Annotated in this window: 17 protein-coding genes; 16 read left to right on the plus strand and 1 reads right to left on the minus strand. The window is 38.4% G+C overall.

The window, feature by feature from the left end; genetic code table 11:
• The first annotated feature begins 106 nt into the window (after positions 1-106).
• The 16 genes from sucD to OQX63_RS10660 all read left to right on the plus strand — a co-directional run bounded on the left by sucD (position 107) and on the right by OQX63_RS10660 (position 19,872).
• Entirely contained in the window at positions 107-979 is an 873-nt protein-coding gene (sucD, locus tag OQX63_RS10585; protein WP_265850842.1) for a succinate--CoA ligase subunit alpha, read from the plus strand.
• A gap of 202 nt (positions 980-1,181) precedes the next feature.
• Entirely contained in the window at positions 1,182-1,574 is a 393-nt protein-coding gene (locus OQX63_RS10590; RefSeq protein ID WP_265850843.1) for a GxxExxY protein, read from the plus strand.
• A gap of 235 nt (positions 1,575-1,809) precedes the next feature.
• The gene (locus OQX63_RS10595; RefSeq protein ID WP_265850844.1) at positions 1,810-2,313 is read left to right on the plus strand and encodes a methionine-R-sulfoxide reductase; all 504 of its coding nucleotides are present in this window, start codon (positions 1,810-1,812) and stop codon (positions 2,311-2,313) included.
• A gap of 144 nt (positions 2,314-2,457) precedes the next feature.
• A complete protein-coding gene (locus OQX63_RS10600) occupies positions 2,458-2,838 on the plus strand; it encodes a septal ring lytic transglycosylase RlpA family protein (RefSeq protein ID WP_265850845.1) in 381 nt (126 codons plus the stop codon).
• Between the two features lie 451 nt (positions 2,839-3,289).
• Positions 3,290-4,261, plus strand: a complete 972-nt coding sequence (locus OQX63_RS10605; protein ID WP_090501671.1) for a ribonucleoside-diphosphate reductase small subunit — start codon at positions 3,290-3,292, stop codon at positions 4,259-4,261.
• Positions 4,262-4,413: 152 nt separating this feature from the next.
• A complete protein-coding gene (locus OQX63_RS10610) occupies positions 4,414-6,798 on the plus strand; it encodes a ribonucleoside-diphosphate reductase subunit alpha (RefSeq protein ID WP_265850846.1) in 2,385 nt (794 codons plus the stop codon).
• 243 nt (positions 6,799-7,041) lie between these two features.
• Positions 7,042-7,263: a cysteine-rich CWC family protein gene (locus OQX63_RS10615; protein WP_265850847.1), complete on the plus strand. Its 222-nt coding sequence runs from the start codon at positions 7,042-7,044 to the stop codon at positions 7,261-7,263.
• A gap of 437 nt (positions 7,264-7,700) precedes the next feature.
• Entirely contained in the window at positions 7,701-9,668 is a 1,968-nt protein-coding gene (locus OQX63_RS10620; protein WP_265850848.1) for an SPFH domain-containing protein, read from the plus strand.
• 195 nt (positions 9,669-9,863) lie between these two features.
• On the plus strand, positions 9,864-10,244 hold the full coding sequence (locus OQX63_RS10625) for a hypothetical protein (RefSeq protein WP_265850849.1): 381 nt from the start codon (positions 9,864-9,866) through the stop codon (positions 10,242-10,244).
• 76 nt (positions 10,245-10,320) lie between these two features.
• The gene (locus OQX63_RS10630; RefSeq protein WP_265850850.1) at positions 10,321-14,685 is read left to right on the plus strand and encodes a CusA/CzcA family heavy metal efflux RND transporter; all 4,365 of its coding nucleotides are present in this window, start codon (positions 10,321-10,323) and stop codon (positions 14,683-14,685) included.
• A 6-nt stretch (positions 14,686-14,691) separates the two neighbouring features.
• A complete protein-coding gene (locus OQX63_RS10635; RefSeq protein ID WP_265850851.1) occupies positions 14,692-15,831 on the plus strand; it encodes an efflux RND transporter periplasmic adaptor subunit in 1,140 nt (379 codons plus the stop codon).
• 285 nt (positions 15,832-16,116) lie between these two features.
• The gene (locus OQX63_RS10640) at positions 16,117-16,992 is read left to right on the plus strand and encodes a carbon-nitrogen hydrolase (RefSeq protein WP_265850852.1); all 876 of its coding nucleotides are present in this window, start codon (positions 16,117-16,119) and stop codon (positions 16,990-16,992) included.
• Between the two features lie 245 nt (positions 16,993-17,237).
• The gene (locus tag OQX63_RS10645; RefSeq protein ID WP_265850853.1) at positions 17,238-18,314 is read left to right on the plus strand and encodes an agmatine deiminase family protein; all 1,077 of its coding nucleotides are present in this window, start codon (positions 17,238-17,240) and stop codon (positions 18,312-18,314) included.
• A gap of 21 nt (positions 18,315-18,335) precedes the next feature.
• Positions 18,336-18,704, plus strand: a complete 369-nt coding sequence (locus OQX63_RS10650; RefSeq protein WP_265850854.1) for a VOC family protein — start codon at positions 18,336-18,338, stop codon at positions 18,702-18,704.
• Between the two features lie 64 nt (positions 18,705-18,768).
• Entirely contained in the window at positions 18,769-19,512 is a 744-nt protein-coding gene (gene fabG, locus OQX63_RS10655; RefSeq protein WP_265850855.1) for a 3-oxoacyl-[acyl-carrier-protein] reductase, read from the plus strand.
• Positions 19,513-19,599: 87 nt separating this feature from the next.
• On the plus strand, positions 19,600-19,872 hold the full coding sequence (locus OQX63_RS10660; RefSeq protein ID WP_265850856.1) for a hypothetical protein: 273 nt from the start codon (positions 19,600-19,602) through the stop codon (positions 19,870-19,872).
• Between the two features lie 60 nt (positions 19,873-19,932).
• Here the strand turns inward: OQX63_RS10660 and OQX63_RS10665 are convergent, their stop codons facing one another.
• Complete coding sequence (locus OQX63_RS10665) at positions 19,933-20,667, minus strand: L,D-transpeptidase family protein (protein WP_265850857.1); 735 nt, start codon at positions 20,665-20,667, stop codon at positions 19,933-19,935.
• Between the last annotated feature and the right edge of the window lie 235 nt (positions 20,668-20,902).

Below are 20,902 nucleotides of genomic sequence, written 5' to 3' on the forward strand. Positions count from 1 at the left end.
TAAAACCATTTCCTTACATTTTCCTGAAAAAACGGACTAAATAATATGGTTTTAGATTTGAATTCCAGTTCAATAATATTAGCTTTGCACAAAAAAATATTGATACATGAGCGTTTTAGTAAATAAAGATTCTAAGGTTATCGTTCAGGGTTTTACCGGAAACGAAGGAACTTACCACGCTGAGCAGATGCTGGCCTATGGTACAAACGTAGTTGGTGGTGTAACACCTGGCAAAGGTGGGCAATTACATTTAGAAAAGCCTGTTTTTAATACTGTTAAAGATGCCGTTGATCAAACGGATGCAAATGTATCTATCATTTTTGTGCCACCGGCTTTTGCTGCTGATGCCATTATGGAAGCTGCCGAAGGTGGTATTAAAGTTATTGTTTGTATTACTGAAGGTATCCCTACAAAGGATATGATTCAGGTTAAAGAATATATTGCTGATCGTGATGTTACGCTTATCGGTCCTAATTGTCCGGGTGTAATTACTGCTGATGAAGCTAAAATTGGTATCATGCCAGGATTTATCTTCAAAAAAGGTCACGTAGGTGTGGTTTCTAAATCAGGAACTTTAACTTACGAAGCGGTAGACCAGGTGGTTAAAGCTGGTTTAGGTATTACTACTGCAATTGGTATTGGTGGCGATCCGATTATCGGAACACCGACTGTAGAAGCCGTTAAATTATTAATGAACGATCCTGAAACTCACGGTATCATCATGATTGGTGAAATTGGTGGTGGAATGGAAGCTGAAGCAGCCCGTTGGATCAAAGAAAACGGTACTAAACCTGTTGTTGGTTTTATTGCTGGTCAAACTGCGCCTCCGGGACGTAGAATGGGCCACGCAGGTGCTATTGTTGGCGGTGCTGATGATACTGCAGCTGCTAAAATGAAAATCATGCGTGAGTGTGGTATCCGTGTAGTAGAAAGTCCTGCTGAAATCGGTGCTGCAATGGCAGAAGAATTAGCAAAATAAGATTTATAAATCTCTTTATATAAAAGCGTTTCGATTAGTTTCGGGACGCTTTTTTTGTTTTATTGTACTTTATAGTCATAAATAAAGAGGGGAGAAAGTGTGAAGTGACAGGAGGTAATATTGCCGCGGAGACACAGAAGGGCACGGAAATAAAAATGGGAGAATATTGGAATTATCATTAGATTAGTTCAAAATTATCGTTATGGATTATAAAATAAAACAAGATAATTTTCCCTATAAAAATGAAACTGATTTAATTATTAATGCTGGAATTGAAGTTCATAAGGATTTGGGTTGTGGTTTTCTTGAGATTGTTTATAAGGATGCGCTTTCTGTCGAATTTGAAAGCCGAGGATATTTTTATCAGAGAGAAAAACATTATCCTATTTACTACAAGGATGTTTTACTTCCGCATAGCTTTTATGCTGATTTTGTAGTTTTTGATACTGTGGTTTTAGAAATTAAATCAAAAAGTGGAATAGCGAATGAAGATCTAGCTCAAACTATAAACTACTTGAAATGCTCGGAATGTAGCGTTGGCTTAGTATTAAACTTTGGCCAGCCCACTTTAGAAATAAGACGAGTTGTTTTCTAATCATTTTTCCGTGTCTTCCGTGTTTCCGTGGCAAAAAAAATGGCGGATAAAATTCAAAAAAACTTTCCAAGCCTTCCACGGCAAACCAGCGATCTCTGGGATGATGGTATCTTTAGCATCTAAAACTGAAAACTCCAAACTTTCAACTGCAAACTGAATTATCATTCCTTTGTAAACACTACCCAATATGCTAAAACCAGCAAACCAAAACAATATCTATAGCGTATATTGAGGTATGAAAACGATGTTAAATAAACTATTTTTGCTTTCTGCTGTTGTTTTAATTACAGGGCTTTCGGCCTGTGCGCAAAAGCAGGATAAGAAAGAAACAAAACAAGTAAAGGAAGCGGAACAAATTATACCCAAGAAAAAGATGAACTGGAATCCATTAACTCCCGAAGAAGAAAGAGTAATTGTAAATAAAGGTACCGAATACCCTGGTACAGGTAAATATGAGCATACCACAGATAAAGGAACTTACACCTGTAAACGTTGTAATGCACCGCTATACCGTTCAGAAAGTAAGTTCGACGCCCATTGTGGTTGGCCTGCTTTTGATGATGAAATTAAAGGTGCGGTAAAACGTATTCCTGATGCTGATGGCTCACGTACAGAAATTGTTTGCGCCAATTGTGGTGCACACTTAGGTCACGTGTTTTTGGGTGAAGGATTTACCAATAAAGACACCCGTCATTGCGTAAATTCGATCTCCATGAACTTCGTGCCTGATCAAAAATAAGGTAGGTGTAGAGGGGTTAGGTAAAGGTGTAAGGCGATAAGCTTTACGCCTTTTTTAATGCACAAAAACAGCCTGTTTTTCCACAAATTATTGATTATAAACTAAATGCTTATATTTGCAGGCTCGATAAAGAAAATTTAGCCTATGAAGTATCTGCTGTTATTAAGTTTTTGTTTCCTGTTTTTACAAGGTAAAGCACAAAAGTCTGATTTCTCAAATGAACCAGACAGTATCAAAAAAACAGTTCTCGCGACTTATTATCACAGAAAATTTGAAGGTCACCGAACCACGAGCGGCGCTAAATACCGTTATAAAAAACTAACAGCTGCTCATCGTACCCTGCCATTCGGCACTATGGTCAAGGTAACCAATCCGGATAACGGAAAATCAGTAACCGTGAAGGTAAATGATCGTGGTCCTTTCTCTAAAAGATTAGCTATAGATTTATCTGAACGTGCTGCAAAACAGATTGGTATCTACAGCAAAGGCGTAGCCAAAGTAAGTCTCAGCTATACGGTTGAGTAACACGCTTTTTAGCTTCATTTAGAACTTAAAATACTACTAAAATTTAAGTTATTAACACTCATTTTTGTTTGCTAAAGCCTTGAAAAGAAACGATTAGCTTTTTTTTCGCTTGAAAATGATATTGGGCTGATCGTTTTTCCCCAGCAATTGGGTTGGGTGTTAACAACTTTGGTTCACTAAAAAGGCCCGCCGTGTATATATTTGTTACAACAAAGTTCTTTAACTTCTTGCGTTTGGAAACAAATATAAAAGCTTAGTTTTTAGTTAATTACAAGTAGATCTCTCAGATTATCATTCTAAATTTTCGCAACTAAAAACTCAGTTGTTTGCCAGGCAATAGGGTTAGCACTTTCACAGCAGCGTTTTGATCAAGACATTACAATCATCATATAAAATTGATGGATGCGTGCCTTTGTCGGCTTTGTTAAAAATAGAATTTAAATATCAGCGTATGGAACAGGAATTATTACTACAAGAAAACAAAGATAGATTTGTGCTTTTGCCGATTAAATACCCGGCAATCTGGGAAATGTATAAAAAGACCGAAGCTAGTTTTTGGACTGCAGAAGAGATTGACCTTTCTGACGACCAGAAACACTGGGATAATTTAAATGATGGCGAAAGACATTTTATTTCGCACATCCTTGCTTTCTTTTCTGCTAGTGATGGTATTGTGAACGAAAATCTTGCTGTTAACTTCATGAGTGAGGTTCAATTGCCGGAAGCACGTTGTTTTTATGGTTTCCAGATTATGATGGAAAACATCCACGCCGAAACCTACGCCCTGTTAATTGATACTTATATTAAAGATCCGGAAGAAAAGGACCGTTTGTTCCATGCTATCGATACCGTACCTGCGGTAAAGAGAAAAGCAGAATGGGCTTTAAGGTGGATTGAAAACGGAACTTTTGCAGAGCGTTTAGTGGCTTTTGCTGCGGTTGAAGGTATTTTCTTCAGCGGAAGTTTCTGCTCTATTTTCTGGTTAAAGAAACGCGGTTTAATGCCGGGCTTAACTTTTAGTAACGAGCTGATTTCAAGAGATGAGGGTTCTCACTGCGAATTTGCCTGCTTGTTGTATAGCATGTTAAGCAATAAATTGAGTGAAGAACAGGTTCATGGCATCATCAGCGATGCGGTTGAAATTGAAAAAGAATTTATTACAGATGCTTTGCCGGTTGCTTTAATTGGGATGAATGCAAAATTAATGAGTCAATATATAGAATTTGTAGCCGATAGATGGTTACAGGAATTAGGTTACAAAAAAATATACAACGCAACCAATCCATTCGATTTTATGGAAATGATTTCATTACAGGGTAAAACCAATTTCTTCGAGAAACGTGTGGGCGATTATCAGAAAAGCGGTGTATTAACTGCTGCTGATAATAATAAACAGGCTTTTTCTTTAGATGAAGACTTCTAAGATGGAAGGTTAGAAGGTTGAGGGTGGAAGGTTTTAATCTTGATACCTGATACTCACTACTGGATACTAATAAATAACAAAAATATAAAGTGATCATTAGGTCTTGATACTTAATACTCACTACTAACATTAACTAAAAAATCTCATAAAATATGTTCGTACTAAAAAGAGATGGCCGGAAAGAACCGGTGCAATTTGACAAAATCACAGCACGTATTCAAAAACTTTGCTATGGTTTAAATTCAGATCTTGTGGATCCGATTGACGTTGCCAAAAAGGTAATCGAAGGTTTATACGATGGGGTAACCACGTCTGAGTTGGATAACCTTGCTGCAGAAACAGCTGCCTCGTTAACCACAAAACACCCTGATTATGCTTTGTTGGCCTCGCGTATTGCGGTTTCCAACTTACACAAAAACACCACTAAATCATTCTCGGGTACGATGAAAATGTTGTACGAATATTTCGATCCGAAAGCGCAGAAAGAGGCTCCTCTTATCGCTGATGATGTTTATGAGATTATAGAAAAAAACAAGGATATTTTAGATAGTTCGATCATTTACGACCGCGATTTCGGCTTCGATTATTTCGGTTTTAAAACTTTAGAAAAATCGTACCTGTTAAAAGTTAATGGTCAGATTGTAGAGCGTCCTCAACATTTGTTTATGCGCGTTTCTGTTGGTATCCACAAAGAAGATATCGAAAGCGCAATTAAAACCTATAATTTAATGAGCGAGCGTTGGTTTACACATGCTACACCAACTTTGTTCAATGCAGCAACACCTAAACCTCAAATGTCGTCATGTTTCTTGTTAACCATGCAAGATGATAGCATCGAAGGTATTTACGATACTTTAAAACAAACTGCTAAAATTTCACAAAGTGCTGGTGGTATCGGTTTAAGCATCCACAACATCCGCGCAACAGGATCTTATATTGGTGGCACTAACGGTACAAGTAACGGAATCATCCCGATGTTACGCGTATTTAACGATACTGCCCGTTATGTAGATCAGGGTGGGGGTAAACGTAAAGGTGCTTTTGCCATCTATTTAGAGCCTTGGCATGCTGATGTTTTCGAATTCCTGGATCTTCGTAAAAACCACGGTAAAGAAGAAATGCGTGCGCGCGATTTATTCTATGCCCTTTGGATCAACGATTTGTTTATGCAACGTGTTAAAGATAATGGCGAATGGACCTTATTTTGCCCACATGAAGCACCAGGTTTAGCAGATTGTTTCGGTGCGGCATTCGAAGAATTGTATACTAAATACGAAGCCGAGGGTCGTGGCCGTAAAACCATTAAAGCACAAGAACTTTGGTTTGCTATCTTAGATTCGCAAATTGAAACCGGTACACCTTACATGTTGTTTAAAGATGCAGCGAACAGCAAATCTAACCAACAGAATTTAGGTACCATTAAGAGTTCTAACCTGTGTACCGAAATTATCGAGTATACCTCTAAAGATGAAGTTGCTGTTTGTAACTTAGCTTCTTTGGCATTGCCTCGTTTCGTAATCAACGGTGCTTTCGATCACCAAAAATTATACGATGTAACTTATCAGGCTACGTTAAACCTGAACAAAATCATCGATCATAACTATTATCCTGTACAGGAAGCAGAAAATTCAAACATGCGTCACCGTCCGGTTGGTTTAGGTGTGCAAGGTTTGGCTGATGCCTTTATCTTGTTGCGTTTACCTTTCGAAAGCGATGAGGCTAAACGTTTGAACAAAGATATCTTCGAAACGATTTATTTCGCTTCGATGTCGGCTTCACACGATTTAGCAGTAAAACACGGTCCTTACCAAACGTTTAAAGGTTCGCCATTATCAGAAGGTAAATTCCAGTTTGATTTATGGAATGTTACGCCAGATAGTGGCCGTTGGGATTGGGATGCATTACGCAAAAAAGTAGTTAAAGATGGTGTGTACAACTCGTTATTGGTTGCACCTATGCCAACCGCATCTACTTCGCAGATTTTAGGTAACAACGAGTGTTTCGAACCTTATACTTCTAACATTTATACCCGTCGGGTATTAAGTGGAGAGTTTGTGGTCGTAAACAAACACTTATTGAAAGATTTAGTAGCTTTAGGTTTATGGAACAACGATATGAAAAATCAGATCATATTGGCTAACGGTTCAATCCAGGCTATTGATAGCATTCCAGATTATATTAAAGAATTGTATAAAACGGTTTGGGAGATCAAGATGCGTAACATCATCGATATGGCTGCCGACCGTGGTGCCTATATCTGCCAGTCGCAATCATTAAACTTGTTCGTAAACGCACCAAATACATCAAAATTAACTTCAATGCACTTCTATGCATGGGAGAAAGGTTTGAAAACCGGTATGTATTACCTGCGTACACAAGCAGCTTCGCAAGCGGTTAAATTTACTGTAGAAAATCAGGGTGGTAAAGCAATTGAAGCGGTTATTCCTGCTCAAATCCCACAAGATCAGGTAGCAGAAGAAATCGTTGACGGACCAGTTTGTTCAATGGAAGAAGGTTGCATTAGCTGCTCTGGTTAAACCCTTAAATCCCACAGAGGGAGCTTTTAGGAGTAGCCGTCATGCTGAACTTGTTTCAGCATCTATCAGGCAGATCCTGAAATAAATTCAGGATGACGAATCTAATCATATCGTAAGGTTTTGGGCAAACGCTCAAAACCTTATTTTTTGTGCTTACTTTTGTGTTGGTTCAGTAGTTCATTAGCCATTGGTACATTAGTTTCTAAAGCACCAAATACGATTGAACTAATAACCAGTGAACAAATGAACACTACCTTAAAACATAGCAAACACGAAATCATTCCCTGCGAAAGATGTGGAACCGCTATTGAGTGCAAGGCAAATTCATATACCAAATGCCAGTGTAGCGTGGTGCAACTCAGCATTAACGAAGTACAATACATCTCCGAACTCTACGATGGCTGCCTCTGTGCAAAATGCCTGTTCGAACTGCAACAGGAATACAGAGAAGAAATAGGCGTGTAATCTTTCTGACAGACTCCAAGATATACGGCTACCAGCCAAATCTATTCATCCTATTGCTAATATTTAAGTTCCATCGCAATGTTTATTTTTTTGCAATGATTGTCCCCAGATCAGGTCAATTCCATAGGTCTAAAAAAGGACAGGTTTTTCTTTATAATTGTTAAAAGTACAATTAAAATTTTTACAGCTATTACGCCGAAAGGAAAAGATCATTTTTGACTTATTATAAGCGATTGGTTAAGTAAATCGTAAAAATGTCATCTGCAGTTGGTATTCCTGAAATCGTTCGTCTCCATGCTTCTTTTTGGCCTTAAATCCGATCAAAAATAATTTAAAAATAACTGTTAAATCTGGTAACAAAGCATATCATTTGATATCTATATCGTGCTTGATAAATGGTTTATCAGGCCTTAAAAAAAAGAAAAATATAGAACATTATGGAAGCGCTCATTTCTAATTATTGGTGGGTTTTAGTGGCACTGTTGTGCATCGTTTTATACAAATATATTTTACGTTTCTTATTCGGGATGGTCATCGTACCCGAAGACAGGATTGGGTTGATTACTAAAAAATTCGTGCTCCTGGGCTCCGATCGAGAACTGCCCGACGGACGTATTATCGCCATTAGAGGCGAAGCTGGTTTTCAGGGTAAAACCTTAGCACCTGGGTTGTATTTCGGGATGTGGTTTTGGCAGTACAGCGTAACCATGGAACAATTTACCATTATTCCTGAAGGGAAAATCGGACTCATTATGGCGAAGGATGGTTCGGAAATTCCAACAGGGAACATCCTTGGACAGAGAGTAGAGTCTGATAATTTTCAGGACGCGGTGAAGTTCCTAGAAAACGGCGGACAGCGAGGTAGGCAAACGGCTTATATCACTTCTGGCTCATACCGGATCAACACCATGTTGTTTCAGGTTTCGGTTACCGATATGATCCGGATTCAGGAAAGTATGGTAGGGATTGTGACTACGCTGGATGGTTTACCGATCGAAGCCAATCAGATTGCAGGTAAACTGGTAGAAGGCCATAATAATTTTCAGGATTTTGATGCCTTTGTAAAACATGGCGGTAACCGGGGTTTACAACCACAGGTAATTCTGGCTGGTTCGTACAATTTAAATCCATGGGCTATACAGCTGGAAGAAATACCCATGACCGAAATTGCCATCGGTTATGTTGGCGTGGTGATTTCATTTATTGGTAAGGAAGGTGATGATTTAACTGGTGTTGATTTTAAACATGGTAATATTGTGGCCAAAGGATCTAAAGGCGTTTGGTTAGAGCCACTTGGTCCAGGTAAGTATCCGATTAACAAATACATTATGAAAGTAGAACTGGTACCCACCACCAATTTGGTACTCAATTGGGCATCGGCACGTAGTGAAGCGCATAACCTGGATAAAAATCTGTCGACTATTACCGTACGTTCAAGAGATGGTTTCCCTTTTAATCTGGATGTGGCGCAGATTATCCATGTACCCACAACCGAAGCGCCAAAAGTAATTGCCCGTTTTGGAAATATGGTGAATCTGGTTTCGCAGGTGTTGGAGCCTACCATAGGTAACTATTTCCGTAACTCTGCACAGGGCAGCGATGTAATTGCTTTCCTGAGCACCCGTAAAGAACGCCAGGAATCGGCAAAAGAGCATATCCGTAAAGTGCTTGATGAATATAATGTTAATGCAGTTGATACGCTGATTGGTGATATCGTTCCACCAGAATCGTTAATGAAAACTTTAACCGATCGTAAAATTGCAGAAGAGCAAAAGGTTACTTACGAAACCCAAAAGCAGGCACAGGAAACCCGCCAGGGGATGGAGAAAGAAACCGCGATTGCCGATATGCAGAAAGATATTGTAAAGGCACAACAAAGTGTAGAGATTGCCGAACGTACCGCAAGTGCAACCGTAAAAAAATCGGAAGGTGATGCCGCTGGGGTAAAACTTGCTGTAGGAGCAGAGGCTGAGGCTACCAAAATGCGTGCGCATGCAGAGGCAGAAGCCACCAAGGCAAGGGCCCAGGCAGATTCGGAGGCGATTAAATTAAGAGCGTCAGCAGAGGCAGAACAGATTTCGTTAACCGGTAGTGCTGAAGCAGGTAAAATTTTAGCGGTAGGTAAATCAACCGCCGAAGCCTATGAACTTGCTGTTAAAGCTTTGGGTGGCGAAAACTTTACCCGTTATAAAATTACCGAGGAGTTATCAAAAGGTAATGTGAAACTTATTCCTGATGTATTGATTGGCGGTAGTGGAGGTAATCACGGCGGTTCAGCTATGGATGGCCTGCTGGGCCTGAAGTTAATGGAACTAATGGATCCTCAAGCACGTAAAGAAGTGGTAGCCGTAGCGGAGATTGTAGAAACAAAACCAAAACCTAAAAAGGATAATATTAATCCTTAAACCATTTAAGTTAGCGGATGAACAGCTCCAATGTTCATCCGCTTTCTTTATTTGTACTTTTTTTTAATACCATTTTTACTTCTGGTATTCGATCTGGCTGGTTTTAGTTTTTAATTTTTTTAAGCAATTGGTAAAGTAACAGACATAATAAGTCTGAAGGTTTGAATTATTTTGATGCTTTACTATCTTTGCCGAGTGAATAAAGTTGTCCTTCTGCTACTTTTCCCGGTACTCATTTTTAACACCTCCGTTCGTGAAGTTATAAAAGCGCCTCAACTTGTTCTTCACTTTTTACAACATCATCAGCTAAATGCGGAAATCAGTTTCATCGATTTTCTTGAAATGCATTACCTGGGCCAGGATTTGGATGACAATGATGATGAAGAAGACATGAAACTTCCCTTCAAAAAAATTGATGGACATCATATTATTTCAGTAGGTGTACCAGAGGAAAAATTTATTTTGTTGAAAGCTGTATGTTTAAATATTTATATCAGAAAATCTTTCGATTATACTAACTGTTACAGTAATCCTGATTTCGGAAGCTTATTCCGTCCACCCATTTCAATAGCTTAAAATTTCTTATTCAAATCTTTTCAGAACCATTTTCTAATGGATTCTGAATACATCTGTTATTTTAATTTAAGCTATTATGTTAAATAAAATTATTGGTTTTTCCATCCGGAATAAACTAATCATTGCTTTGTTCGTATGCTCACTTATTGGGTGGGGTACTTACGAGGTTACCAAGTTACCAATAGATGCACTTCCTGATATTACCGACAATCAGGTGCAGGTGATTACCGTTTCTCCATCTTTGGGCGCTCCAGATATTGAGCGTCTCATTACGTTTCCTATTGAACAGGCCTGTAGCAGTATTTCTGGGCTTAAGCAAATCCGGAGTTTTTCACGTTTCGGACTTTCTTTGGTTACCATTGTTTTCAATGAGGAAACCGATGTTTATTGGGCCAGGCAACAGATTGCCGAACGCTTGCAGCAGGTACAGCAAGAAATTCCACAAGGAATAGGTTCTCCTGAAATGGCACCCGTTTCTACTGGTTTGGGTGAAATATATCAATATGTAGTTCGACCAAAAAAAGGCTATGAAGGAAAATTTAATGAGCAGGAATTGCGCACCATTCAGGATTGGATAGTGAGAAGACAGCTTTTGGGTACGCCCGGAGTAGCCGAGGTATCAAGTTTTGGTGGTAGGTTGAAACAGTATGAAGTTGCTGTGCGGCAAGATCAGCTTAAAGCATATGGACTTACCATTGCTGAAATATTCGATGCCCTGGAAAAAAATAATGAAAACACGGGCGGCGCATACATTGAAAAAGGACCAACTGTTTTATACATCCGGAGTGAAGGATTAACAACCAATTTGGCCGATATCGAAAAAATTGTGGTGAAAACCCTTGATAATGGTATGCCAGTTTTAATGGGTCAGGTTGCCAAAGTTCAATATGGCTCAGCAATACGTTATGGCGCCATGACCTACAATGCCCAAGGTGAGGTTGCAGGTGCTGTGGTAATGATGTTAAAGGGTGAAAATTCTTCTGTTGTAGTAAAACGGGTAAAAGATAAAATTGCGAAAATTCAAACCATGGTTCCTGATGGCGTGGTTATAGAACCTTTTCTTGATAGAACAAAGATGGTTGATAACGCCATCAGTACGGTAGAAACCAACTTAATGGAAGGTGCACTCATTGTCATTTTTGTACTGGTGTTTTTCCTGGGGAACCTTCGTGCAGGTTTGATTGTATCTTCTGTAATTCCATTATCCATGCTTTTCGCCATAATATTGATGAATAAGTTTGGAGTTGGTGGAAACTTGATGTCGCTTGGGGCTATAGATTTTGGTTTAATTGTAGATGGTTCTGTAATTGTGGTAGAGGCCATTCTTCACCGCTTCTCGCACAGTAAGCATTTTAGGGCTATCGGAAAGATAGATCAGAACCAGATGGACGATGAAGTAGAAAAATCAACAGGATCGATGATTAAATCGGCGGTTTTTAGCCAGATTATTATTCTTATTGTTTACCTGCCCATCTTATCATTAGAAGGTATTGAAGGTAAAATGTTTAAACCCATGGCCTGGACCATTGCTTTTGCTATTCTTGGGGCCTTTCTCTTATCCATTACCTATGTGCCCATGATGTCGGCTTTATGTCTGAACAAAACCATCAGTCATAAGAAAAACCTGACCGATAAGCTGATGGCGTGGATAGAAAGAAAGTACCAGCCAATCTTAAGTAAAGTACTCCGTTTTCCAAAAACTATTCTGGTGCTTACACTTTCCTTATTTGCAATATCCATTTTTATTATGGGCACGCTGGGTGGAGAGTTTATTCCACAATTAGAGGAAGGAGATTTTGCCGTGGAAACCCGTTTACTTACAGGAAGTAACCTCAACAATACGATCGAAACTACGCAAAAAGCTGCTAAAATTCTACTGGATAAGTTTCCTGAAGTACAAAAAATAGTAACTAAAATAGGGAGTGCCGAAGTGCCGACAGATCCAATGCCTTTTGAAGCAGGTGATATGATGGTGATTTTAAAACCTAAAAAAGAGTGGACTTCTGCCAGCTCATTTCCAGAGTTGAGCGCTAAAATGACCAAAGCCGTTGAAGTCATTCCTGGCATTACGGTAGGTTTTCAATTTCCGGTACAAATGCGGTTTAACGAGCTGATGACTGGTGCGAGGCAAGATGTCGTGTGTAAAATATTTGGGGAAGACCTGGATTCGCTGGCGGGTTACGCCAAACGTTTAGGTGCTATAATTGGCACCGTTAAAGGCGCAATTAATGTTTACGAGGAACAAGTTACAGGAATGCCGCAGGTAGTAATCAAATACAACCGCGATGGAATGGCTAAATATGGCATCAATGTAGGTGATGTTAACCGCGTGGTGAATACCGCTTTCGCAGGTCAGGTGGCTGGTCAGGTTTATGAAGGTGAAAAACGTTTTGATATGGTGGTTCGCCTCGATGAAGCAGCCAGAAAAAATATCAAAGACGTAGAAAATCTGATGGTTTTAACCAAGTCAGGCAATCAGGTGCCTTTAAGCATGGTTGCCAATATCGAAGAGGTGGAAGGGGTTAATCAAATTCAAAGAGAAGATACCAAACGCAGGATAATCGTTGGTTTTAATGTTAAGGATAGAGATGTGCAGTCTATTGTAGAAGAATTACAGCAGAAAGCAGGGGCAAAACTTAACTTATCTAAGGGTTACACCATCTCTTATGGCGGCTCTTTCGAAAACATGACGGCAGCAAAATCACGCTTGGCCATTGTGGTGCCGATTGCATTACTCCTCATTTTCTTACTCCTGTACTTTGCCTTCAGTTCAGTTAAACAGGGACTTTTAATTTATACCGCCATTCCGCTTTCTGCAACAGGTGGCATATTTGCCCTGTGGATCAGGGACCTTCCATTCAGTATCTCCGCAGGCGTTGGTTTTATTGCCCTTTTCGGAGTAGCGGTATTGAATGGGATTTTACTGGTTTCAGAATTTAACCGGTTAAAAAAAGAGGGTTGGACGGATGTAAAACGCATCGTAATCCATGCTACAAAATCGAAACTTCGTGCCGTTTTAATGACTGCATTAGTCCCATCATTAGGTTTTATCCCGATGGCCATTAGTACCGGGGCAGGTGGCGCAGTTCAAAAACCGCTTGCAACTGTGGTTATTGGTGGCTTATTAATATCCACATTATTAACATTATTTGTATTACCCATGTTATATATATTATTTGAAAAGGGCTTCTCGTATTTTAAACCGAAAATTAAACCAGCTGTTATTTTAATAATCGTACTTTTTGGTACTTTAAATACCAATGCTCAAAAGCCAATTGGTTTAAAAGCAGCATTAGATACTGCGGTTAAAAACAACATCTCGTTGCAGATTGCGAAAACTAATGCTCAATATTACCGGCAAATCACCAAAAGCAGTTTTGACGCACCAAAAACAGCAATCAGTTTCGATTATGGCAAATTCAATAGTTTGGCGAATGATAATAAATTTTCTGTGCTACAAACGCTTGATTTTCCAACCGTTTATGCAAGGCAATTTGCTACCCATAAAACAAATTTGCGCATCAGCGAGATTGAAGTTGATGCCCGTCAGCTCGATTTGAAAACCGAAGTTAAATCAGCATACTATAATCTGTTACTGATAAATGAAAAAAAGAAACTGTTGCTTTGGGCCGATAGCGTTTACAGTGCATTTCTGGATAAATCGACTCAGCGGTTTAAATCAGGCGATGTGGATTTGCTGGAACTTCGTACTGCAGAAAATCAAAAGCAGCAAATCAGCAATCAACTCGAAATACTGAAAACAGATGATATACTGATGCAAAACAGGTTTAAGTTTTTATTAAATACGGATGAAAACCTGCAGCCAAGGGCTGATAGTTTGCTTTACGCCGCTGAAGTTTTATTTAAGCAGGAACAAATTAACCACCCCTTGCTAAAATTGGGGGAAGAACAATTGGTGTTGGCAAGACAACAAAAGGCGCTCGAAAAAAGTAAATTGATGCCAACCCTAAGTTTCGGTTACAACAACTCGAGTATCATTGGTTGGCAAACCAATAGTATCGGCACTGAGCAGTATTTTGACAAAAGCAAAAGGTTTTCTTCTGTTAGTGTTGGTGTTGGAATTCCGATTTTTTTCGGCGCACAAAATTCTCGTATTAAAGCCAATGGTATTTTAATACAACAGCGGGAAAAAGAATTGGCGCTGACTAAAAAAACGCTGGATAATAACTTAACAAGTGCCGTTGAACGTTATACCCGGCTTGAAAAACTGATCCAATCATACCAGAAAGTTGCATTGAGAAATGCCGGTGATATTGTTAAAACAGCATCTGATAAACTTAATGCGGGCGAAATTGCCTACCTGGATTGGGTGCTCCTGGTTAACCAGTCTATACAGCTTAAAGTAGAATATTATGATAAAGTGCAGCAATTTAACGAAGCTGCTTTTGAAATTGAACGTATAACTGCCACAGATAAATAAGATAAAATGAAAACTCAAATATTAGCAGGATTAGTTTGCTTGTCGCTTTTGATGGCTTGCAATAGTAAAGATAAAAAAGAAGCTGTTCGGTCAGAAAAACCCGCAACTGTAAATACAGATGAGGTGCAACTTACAGATGAACAAATAAAGAATGCTGGAATTTTAATTGGTAAAATAGAGCAAAAGGCGATGCACAGCACCATTAATGTTAACGGAGTTGTAGATGTGCCACCAGAAAACACCTATTCTGTAAGTGTGCCTATGGGCGGTTATATTAAGAAAATGATTATTATGCCCGGAATGCTTGTGAAAAAAGGAGCAGTCTTGGCTACTGTTGAGGATCAACAATATATTCAGCTTCAGCAAGATTATTTAACTTCGGTGAACAGGTTAAAGTTTTTAGCCGCAGATTATACAAGACAAAAAGGATTGAATCAAACAAAAGCAACAAGTGATAAAATCTTCCAGCAAACAGAGAGTGATTATAATAACCAAAAAGTTTTGGTCAAAGCACTCGCGCAGAAACTGAGGCTGATTGGTATAAATCCTGAAACTTTAAGTGAAAATTCAATAACCCGGAATATCAAAGTTTATTCGCCGATTAGTGGTTATGTAACCAAGGTTAACGTCAACACCGGTAAATTTGTTAATGCAACCGATATTTTGTTTGAATTAATCAGCCCTGGAGAATTGCATGCAAACCTCACCGTATTTGAAAGAGATGCTGCCAGTTTAAAGTTGGGTCAGGAGGTGATCTGCAACAGTACTGCAAATCCAGAAAAAAAATACATAGCGAAAGTACATTTGATTACCCCTAATATAGAAAATGACCGTACTACAAGTGTTCATTGCGATATCCAAAATTCGGATAATAAATTGTTGCCGGGTACATTTTTAAATGCAGCGATTTCTATTGGCGCTACAAATGTTGATGCCTTACCAGAGGATGCGGTTGTTAAATGGGAAAATAAATATTACATTTTTGAAGAAGTTGGCAATAAGCTATACAAATTGATCCCTGTAGAAATCGGGGCAGCGTTAGATGGATTTATAGAAATTAAAACCAATAAAAAACCAGGTAATGTTGTAACAAAAAATGCTTATGCAATTTTAATGAAAATGAAAAACGGAGGAGAAGAAGGCTAATAAGTTGCATAGTACTAAAATATTTAAATATTTTGCAAAGTGTTTCAGGATATAAAGGGAATGCTTTGCAGCATTTCTGTTGTTCTAATCACTGATCTTTAAAAAAGTCAATATTTTAAGCACAAACATTGAAACTGATTTAAAGTAACATTTACAATTTTATGCCGTTCTACTTTTAAACAAAATAGTAACTTTGCAACCTAATTTAGAATGACTGAATTTTTAATGATGGAATGATGTGAAATTCATTCATTCTACCATTCTCTCATCCAATAATTTTAAGAAATGAAGAAAGTAAAAGTTGGCTTAGTGCAAATGAGTTGTACTAAAGATAAGCAGGAAAATTTAGATAAAGCAATTGTTAAAGTAAGAGAAGCCGCCGCAAAAGGTGCGCAGATTGTATGTTTGCAGGAGCTTTTTACTTCTTTATATTTCTGCGATGTTGAAGACTACGATAATTTTGACCTGGCAGAAGCTATTCCTGGTCCTTCTACGGATGCTTTGCAGGTGGTAGCCAAAGAATTGGGTGTGGTAATTATCGCTTCTTTGTTTGAGAAACGTGCTGAAGGATTGTATCATAATACCACTGCTGTTTTAGATGCTGATGGTTCATATTTAGGTAAATATCGCAAAATGCATATTCCTGACGATCCTGCTTTTTACGAAAAATTCTACTTTACACCGGGCGATTTAGGTTATAAAGTTTTCGAAACCAAGTTTGCTAAAATCGGTATTTTGATCTGTTGGGACCAATGGTATCCTGAAGCTTCTCGTATTACGGCCTTAATGGGTGCTGATATTATGTTTTATCCAACTGCAATTGGCTGGGCTACAGATCAGGATGAAGAAACCAACCAGGATCAATACAATGCGTGGCAAACCATTCAACGCTCACATGCAGTGGCAAACGGTGTGCCTGTAGTAAGCGTTAACCGTGTTGGCTTTGAGCAAGATGGTGCCATGAAATTCTGGGGCGGAAGTTTCGCTACCAATGCACAGGGCAAATTGCTTTACCTAGGCTCGCACGATTTAGAGGAAACTGAAGTAGTTGAACTGGATTTATCAGAATCTGATTTCTTCCGTAAACACTGGCCTTTTTTAAGAGACAGAAGAATCGATTCTTATCAACCGATTACAAAGAGGTATATTGATGGGGATTAAGCGGAAAGGGTAAAGACCCAAGCTTAAAGCGAAAAACTATGGATGATAGTTTATTTTATTAAATCTCCAAAAATCGTCATTTCGAGCAGAGTGCAACGGAGTCGAGAAATCTAATCTTCGGTTATTTTATCAATAGATCTCTCCATTGCGCTGCGCTTCATCCGATAGCTATCGGATCGAGATGACGACCATCCAAATCCATGGTTCGTGTCCTCACGGACCATTCATTTATAAATTAAAATTAGATGTCAAACTTTCCTCCTAAAAAAGATTTAAATATCAATCAGTTCAATTATTCGCCAAAGCAGCAAGGTTATGCTTTTCCTGCCGAATGGGCAAAACATGAAGCAACCTGGTTAAGTTGGCCGCACAAAGAAGCTAGTTGGCCGGGTAAGATCGAAACTATTTACGCTCCATATTGCCAGTTTATTAAAGCGGTAGCTGAGGGCGAGAAAGTTCGGATCAACGTAAAAGACGAAGAAATGAAAGCTTTTGCCGTTGCAGAACTTCAAAAAGTAGATGCCGATTTAAACCAGGTTGAGTTTTATTTCAATGAAACCAATGATGCCTGGTGCCGTGATCATGGTCCTGCATTTTTGCTAAAGGGAAATGAAAAAGCTGTTGTAGATTGGGGTTACAATGCCTGGGGCGGAAAATATCCGCCATTTGATCTCGATGATGTTGTACCAACTAAAATTGCTAAATATTTTGATTTACCATTGTTCAATCCTGATATTGTAATGGAAGGTGGTTCGGTAGAGTTTAATGGCGCAGGTACGGTTTTAACCACCACAGCTTGTTTGTTAAATGAGAATAGAAACCCGCACCTAAGCAAAGAACAGATTGAAAAATACCTGCTTGAATATTATGGTCAGGATCAGGTATTGTGGTTGGGCGATGGGATTGTTGGCGATGATACCGATGGACACATTGACGATATTACGCGTTTTGTAAATGAGGATACAGTTTTAACTGTTGTAGAAAGTAATCCTTTGGATGAAAACTATGTGCTGTTACAAGAAAACTTAGCAACTTTAAAAGAAATGAAATTGAAAGATGGCCGGCCATTAAACATTGTTGAATTGCCTATGCCTTCGCCGGTTATTTACGATGATACGCGTTTGCCAGCATCTTACGCGAATTTTTACATTGCTAATAAAGCGGTAATTGTTCCGGTTTTTGATGACGTGAACGATCAAAAAGCTTTAGATATTATACAGGGCTGTTTTCCTGATCGTAAGGTAGTAGGTATTAATTCTGTTGATATTATCTGGGGATTGGGAAGCTTTCACTGTTTAAGTCAACAAGAACCAGCCGTATAATAAATCTTGTAATAAATAAATATGAAACTCAGTAGAATAATTTTATTTGGGGATGATATTAATGCGCTAAAAGTATTTTATCAATCCATTTTTAATCTTCCTTTAATTGAGGAAATTGAAGGCGAATGGTTAGTTTTCAATTCAGGTTCGATTGAAATTGCATTCCATAGAATTGGAGAATCATTCAAAAATGAAATTCCTTTTAAAGCAGAAAGTAATACTAAATTGGTGTTCAGTATAGATGAAGATATTGAAGATTTCAGAAAAAAGCTCCTGGAAAAAGGTGTTAAAATGAAAGATGTTAAGTCTTTTGAAAATATTGATTACCTTTTTTGTGATGGAGAGGATATTGAAGGGAACATTTTCCAGCTTAGCCAGAAAAGAGCATAATCTTTTGTCGCTATAAATTATAACTTTACAACATTAAAATATTTCAACTTTACAACATTTCATAATGAAATTACTAGAAGGAAAAACAGCCTTAGTTACAGGTGCATCTAAAGGAATCGGCCGTAAAATAGCGGAGAAATTTGCTGAGCAGGGCGCTAATGTAGCATTCACCTATTTATCATCAGTAGAAAAAGGTGAGGCTTTAGAGCAGGAATTGCAAAGCTTCGGAACAAAGGTTAAAGGTTACCGTTCTGATGCTTCTAAATTTGCTGAGGCAGAACAGTTAATCAATGATATCGTTGCTGAGTTTGGAACAATTGATATCGTAGTGAATAATGCGGGCATTACTAAAGATGGTTTATTGATGCGTATGAGCGAAGAAAACTGGGATGATGTGATTAATATTAACTTAAAATCAATCTTCAACGTAACCAAGGCGTCTTCTAAAATAATGATGAAAGCCCGCAAAGGTGTTTTTATCAATATGGGCTCCATTGTAGGCACTACAGGTAACGCTGGTCAGGCCAATTATGCAGCTTCTAAAGCAGGAATCATCGGTTTTACCAAATCAATTGCAAAAGAATTAGGTTCGAGAAATATCCGCGCCAATGTGGTTGCACCAGGTTTTATCCGTACCGAAATGACAGATATTCTTGATCCGAAAGTAGTTGAAGGCTGGGAAAAAGATATTCCATTAAAACGTGCCGGCGAAACGGAAGATATTGCTAATGTTTGTGTGTTTTTAGCCTCTGATATGAGCGCGTACGTAACCGGACAAACATTGTCTGTTTGCGGCGGAATGCTGTAATTAAGCAAAAAGCTTAAAGACCAAAGATAAAAGCGAAAATCTGCCAGTAACTGAGTTTTCTGGCAGATTTTTTTATTTAAGATAACCATGACCCTAAGTAAAATAATTCTGATTAGTGCCTGTACTTTGATTGTAATACTCGGTATTACCGCCGCACTCAATAGTGCAGCCGATGGTAATAATGTGATTGGTTTCCCTTTTGTTTTTTATGAATATTTAGGCGGAAAGCGGTTTCCTGAACCTACTACACGCCATTGGTTCAATTTCTGTGCTTGTGCTATTGATGTCATACTTCTTTTTGGGGTTCCTTTTACCGGTTTGCTTTTTTATCAAAGAAAACAGAAGACTAAAAAGAAATAGCGATTATTGGAAGGTTGCAAGGTTTTGCGAGCAGAACATTGCACCTTTTCAACTTTTTAACTATTTTACAACATATTTCCCTTTAACCTCACTCACATTCGGCTGGGTTTTATTCTTTTCAAAAGCTAAATATCCTACTTGTAACGATTTCCAAAAACTGGCCTGCGCAGGGAATTGAGCACTATATTTCTTCATATTTCCGTCCATCATTTTGAAAGGATAGATGTTAACCGGAATCTTTTCCTGACCAGCATTTCTGGCTTCAACTCCCAAAATATATACTTCTTTAATTTTTTCATCGGTTAATGGAATACAACCTACGGTTACACAATTGCCATGGATGTAAATATCACTTCCAGGTTTTCTGTTTCTCCCGGTTCTTACATCATCAACTGTATTTGGGTAGTTTACGCCTAAGGATAGATGGAAATTGCTCATTGGGTTAAAAACATTGATGTAATAAAAACCTTCGGGCGTTTGACCGTCTCCTTCAACCACTTTTGGGCCAATGGTACCAGAATGCGCACAAAAATCATAAGTTCTGAATAAAGAATAGGTTTTAGCCGAATTATTCTTTAACCACACCTCAAGTTTGCCCTCCGTTTTATACGCATTGATTACCATAGAGAATTTATCACCATAATTACCAGCATGGATAAATTTTCTCAATGTTTCCCATTTTTCATTGTATGCCTTTTCTACTCTTTCAAATTTAATCTGGGTGGCTTTAAAATTATTTTGGGCATTGACCATGAGGCTGAGGGATAGCAAAAATGTTAAACAGATTAACTTCATTAAGGATTGATTTGGTTTAAAAATAGGTAATTAACTACAGAGGTCACAGAGATTTTTTGGTTCTTTAATACAGAGATCACAGCGTATCAAATTACAAACATAAAACTCTGTGCTGCGTTGTGAAATTCCTTGTGTTCTCTGTGGTAAACAAATTTGCGTTTTAGCATTTGCGTAAATTCTTTGCGCACTTTGCGGTTAATGCGCTTGAAAATTTCCCTAAAATTACCATCTTTAT

It is taken from the genome of Pedobacter sp. PF22-3 (assembly GCF_026239555.1).
GTDB lineage: Bacteria > Bacteroidota > Bacteroidia > Sphingobacteriales > Sphingobacteriaceae > Pedobacter.

What these genes read in the sequence shown, in the direction of transcription:
- OQX63_RS10665 (WP_265850857.1), bottom strand. Translation starts at nt 20,667, where the DNA reads ATGAAGTTAATCTGTTTAACATTTTTGCTATCCCTCAGCCTCATGGTC.
- OQX63_RS10635 (WP_265850851.1), top strand. Translation starts at nt 14,692, where the DNA reads ATGAAAACTCAAATATTAGCAGGATTAGTTTGCTTGTCGCTTTTGATG.
- OQX63_RS10610 (WP_265850846.1), top strand. Translation starts at nt 4,414, where the DNA reads ATGTTCGTACTAAAAAGAGATGGCCGGAAAGAACCGGTGCAATTTGAC.
- OQX63_RS10600 (WP_265850845.1), top strand. Translation starts at nt 2,458, where the DNA reads ATGAAGTATCTGCTGTTATTAAGTTTTTGTTTCCTGTTTTTACAAGGT.
- OQX63_RS10620 (WP_265850848.1), top strand. Translation starts at nt 7,701, where the DNA reads ATGGAAGCGCTCATTTCTAATTATTGGTGGGTTTTAGTGGCACTGTTG.
- OQX63_RS10660 (WP_265850856.1), top strand. Translation starts at nt 19,600, where the DNA reads ATGACCCTAAGTAAAATAATTCTGATTAGTGCCTGTACTTTGATTGTA.
- OQX63_RS10645 (WP_265850853.1), top strand. Translation starts at nt 17,238, where the DNA reads ATGTCAAACTTTCCTCCTAAAAAAGATTTAAATATCAATCAGTTCAAT.
- fabG (WP_265850855.1), top strand. Translation starts at nt 18,769, where the DNA reads ATGAAATTACTAGAAGGAAAAACAGCCTTAGTTACAGGTGCATCTAAA.
- OQX63_RS10630 (WP_265850850.1), top strand. Translation starts at nt 10,321, where the DNA reads ATGTTAAATAAAATTATTGGTTTTTCCATCCGGAATAAACTAATCATT.
- OQX63_RS10590 (WP_265850843.1), top strand. Translation starts at nt 1,182, where the DNA reads ATGGATTATAAAATAAAACAAGATAATTTTCCCTATAAAAATGAAACT.
- OQX63_RS10640 (WP_265850852.1), top strand. Translation starts at nt 16,117, where the DNA reads ATGAAGAAAGTAAAAGTTGGCTTAGTGCAAATGAGTTGTACTAAAGAT.
- OQX63_RS10650 (WP_265850854.1), top strand. Translation starts at nt 18,336, where the DNA reads ATGAAACTCAGTAGAATAATTTTATTTGGGGATGATATTAATGCGCTA.
- OQX63_RS10605 (WP_090501671.1), top strand. Translation starts at nt 3,290, where the DNA reads ATGGAACAGGAATTATTACTACAAGAAAACAAAGATAGATTTGTGCTT.
- sucD (WP_265850842.1), top strand. Translation starts at nt 107, where the DNA reads ATGAGCGTTTTAGTAAATAAAGATTCTAAGGTTATCGTTCAGGGTTTT.
- OQX63_RS10615 (WP_265850847.1), top strand. Translation starts at nt 7,042, where the DNA reads ATGAACACTACCTTAAAACATAGCAAACACGAAATCATTCCCTGCGAA.
- OQX63_RS10595 (WP_265850844.1), top strand. Translation starts at nt 1,810, where the DNA reads ATGAAAACGATGTTAAATAAACTATTTTTGCTTTCTGCTGTTGTTTTA.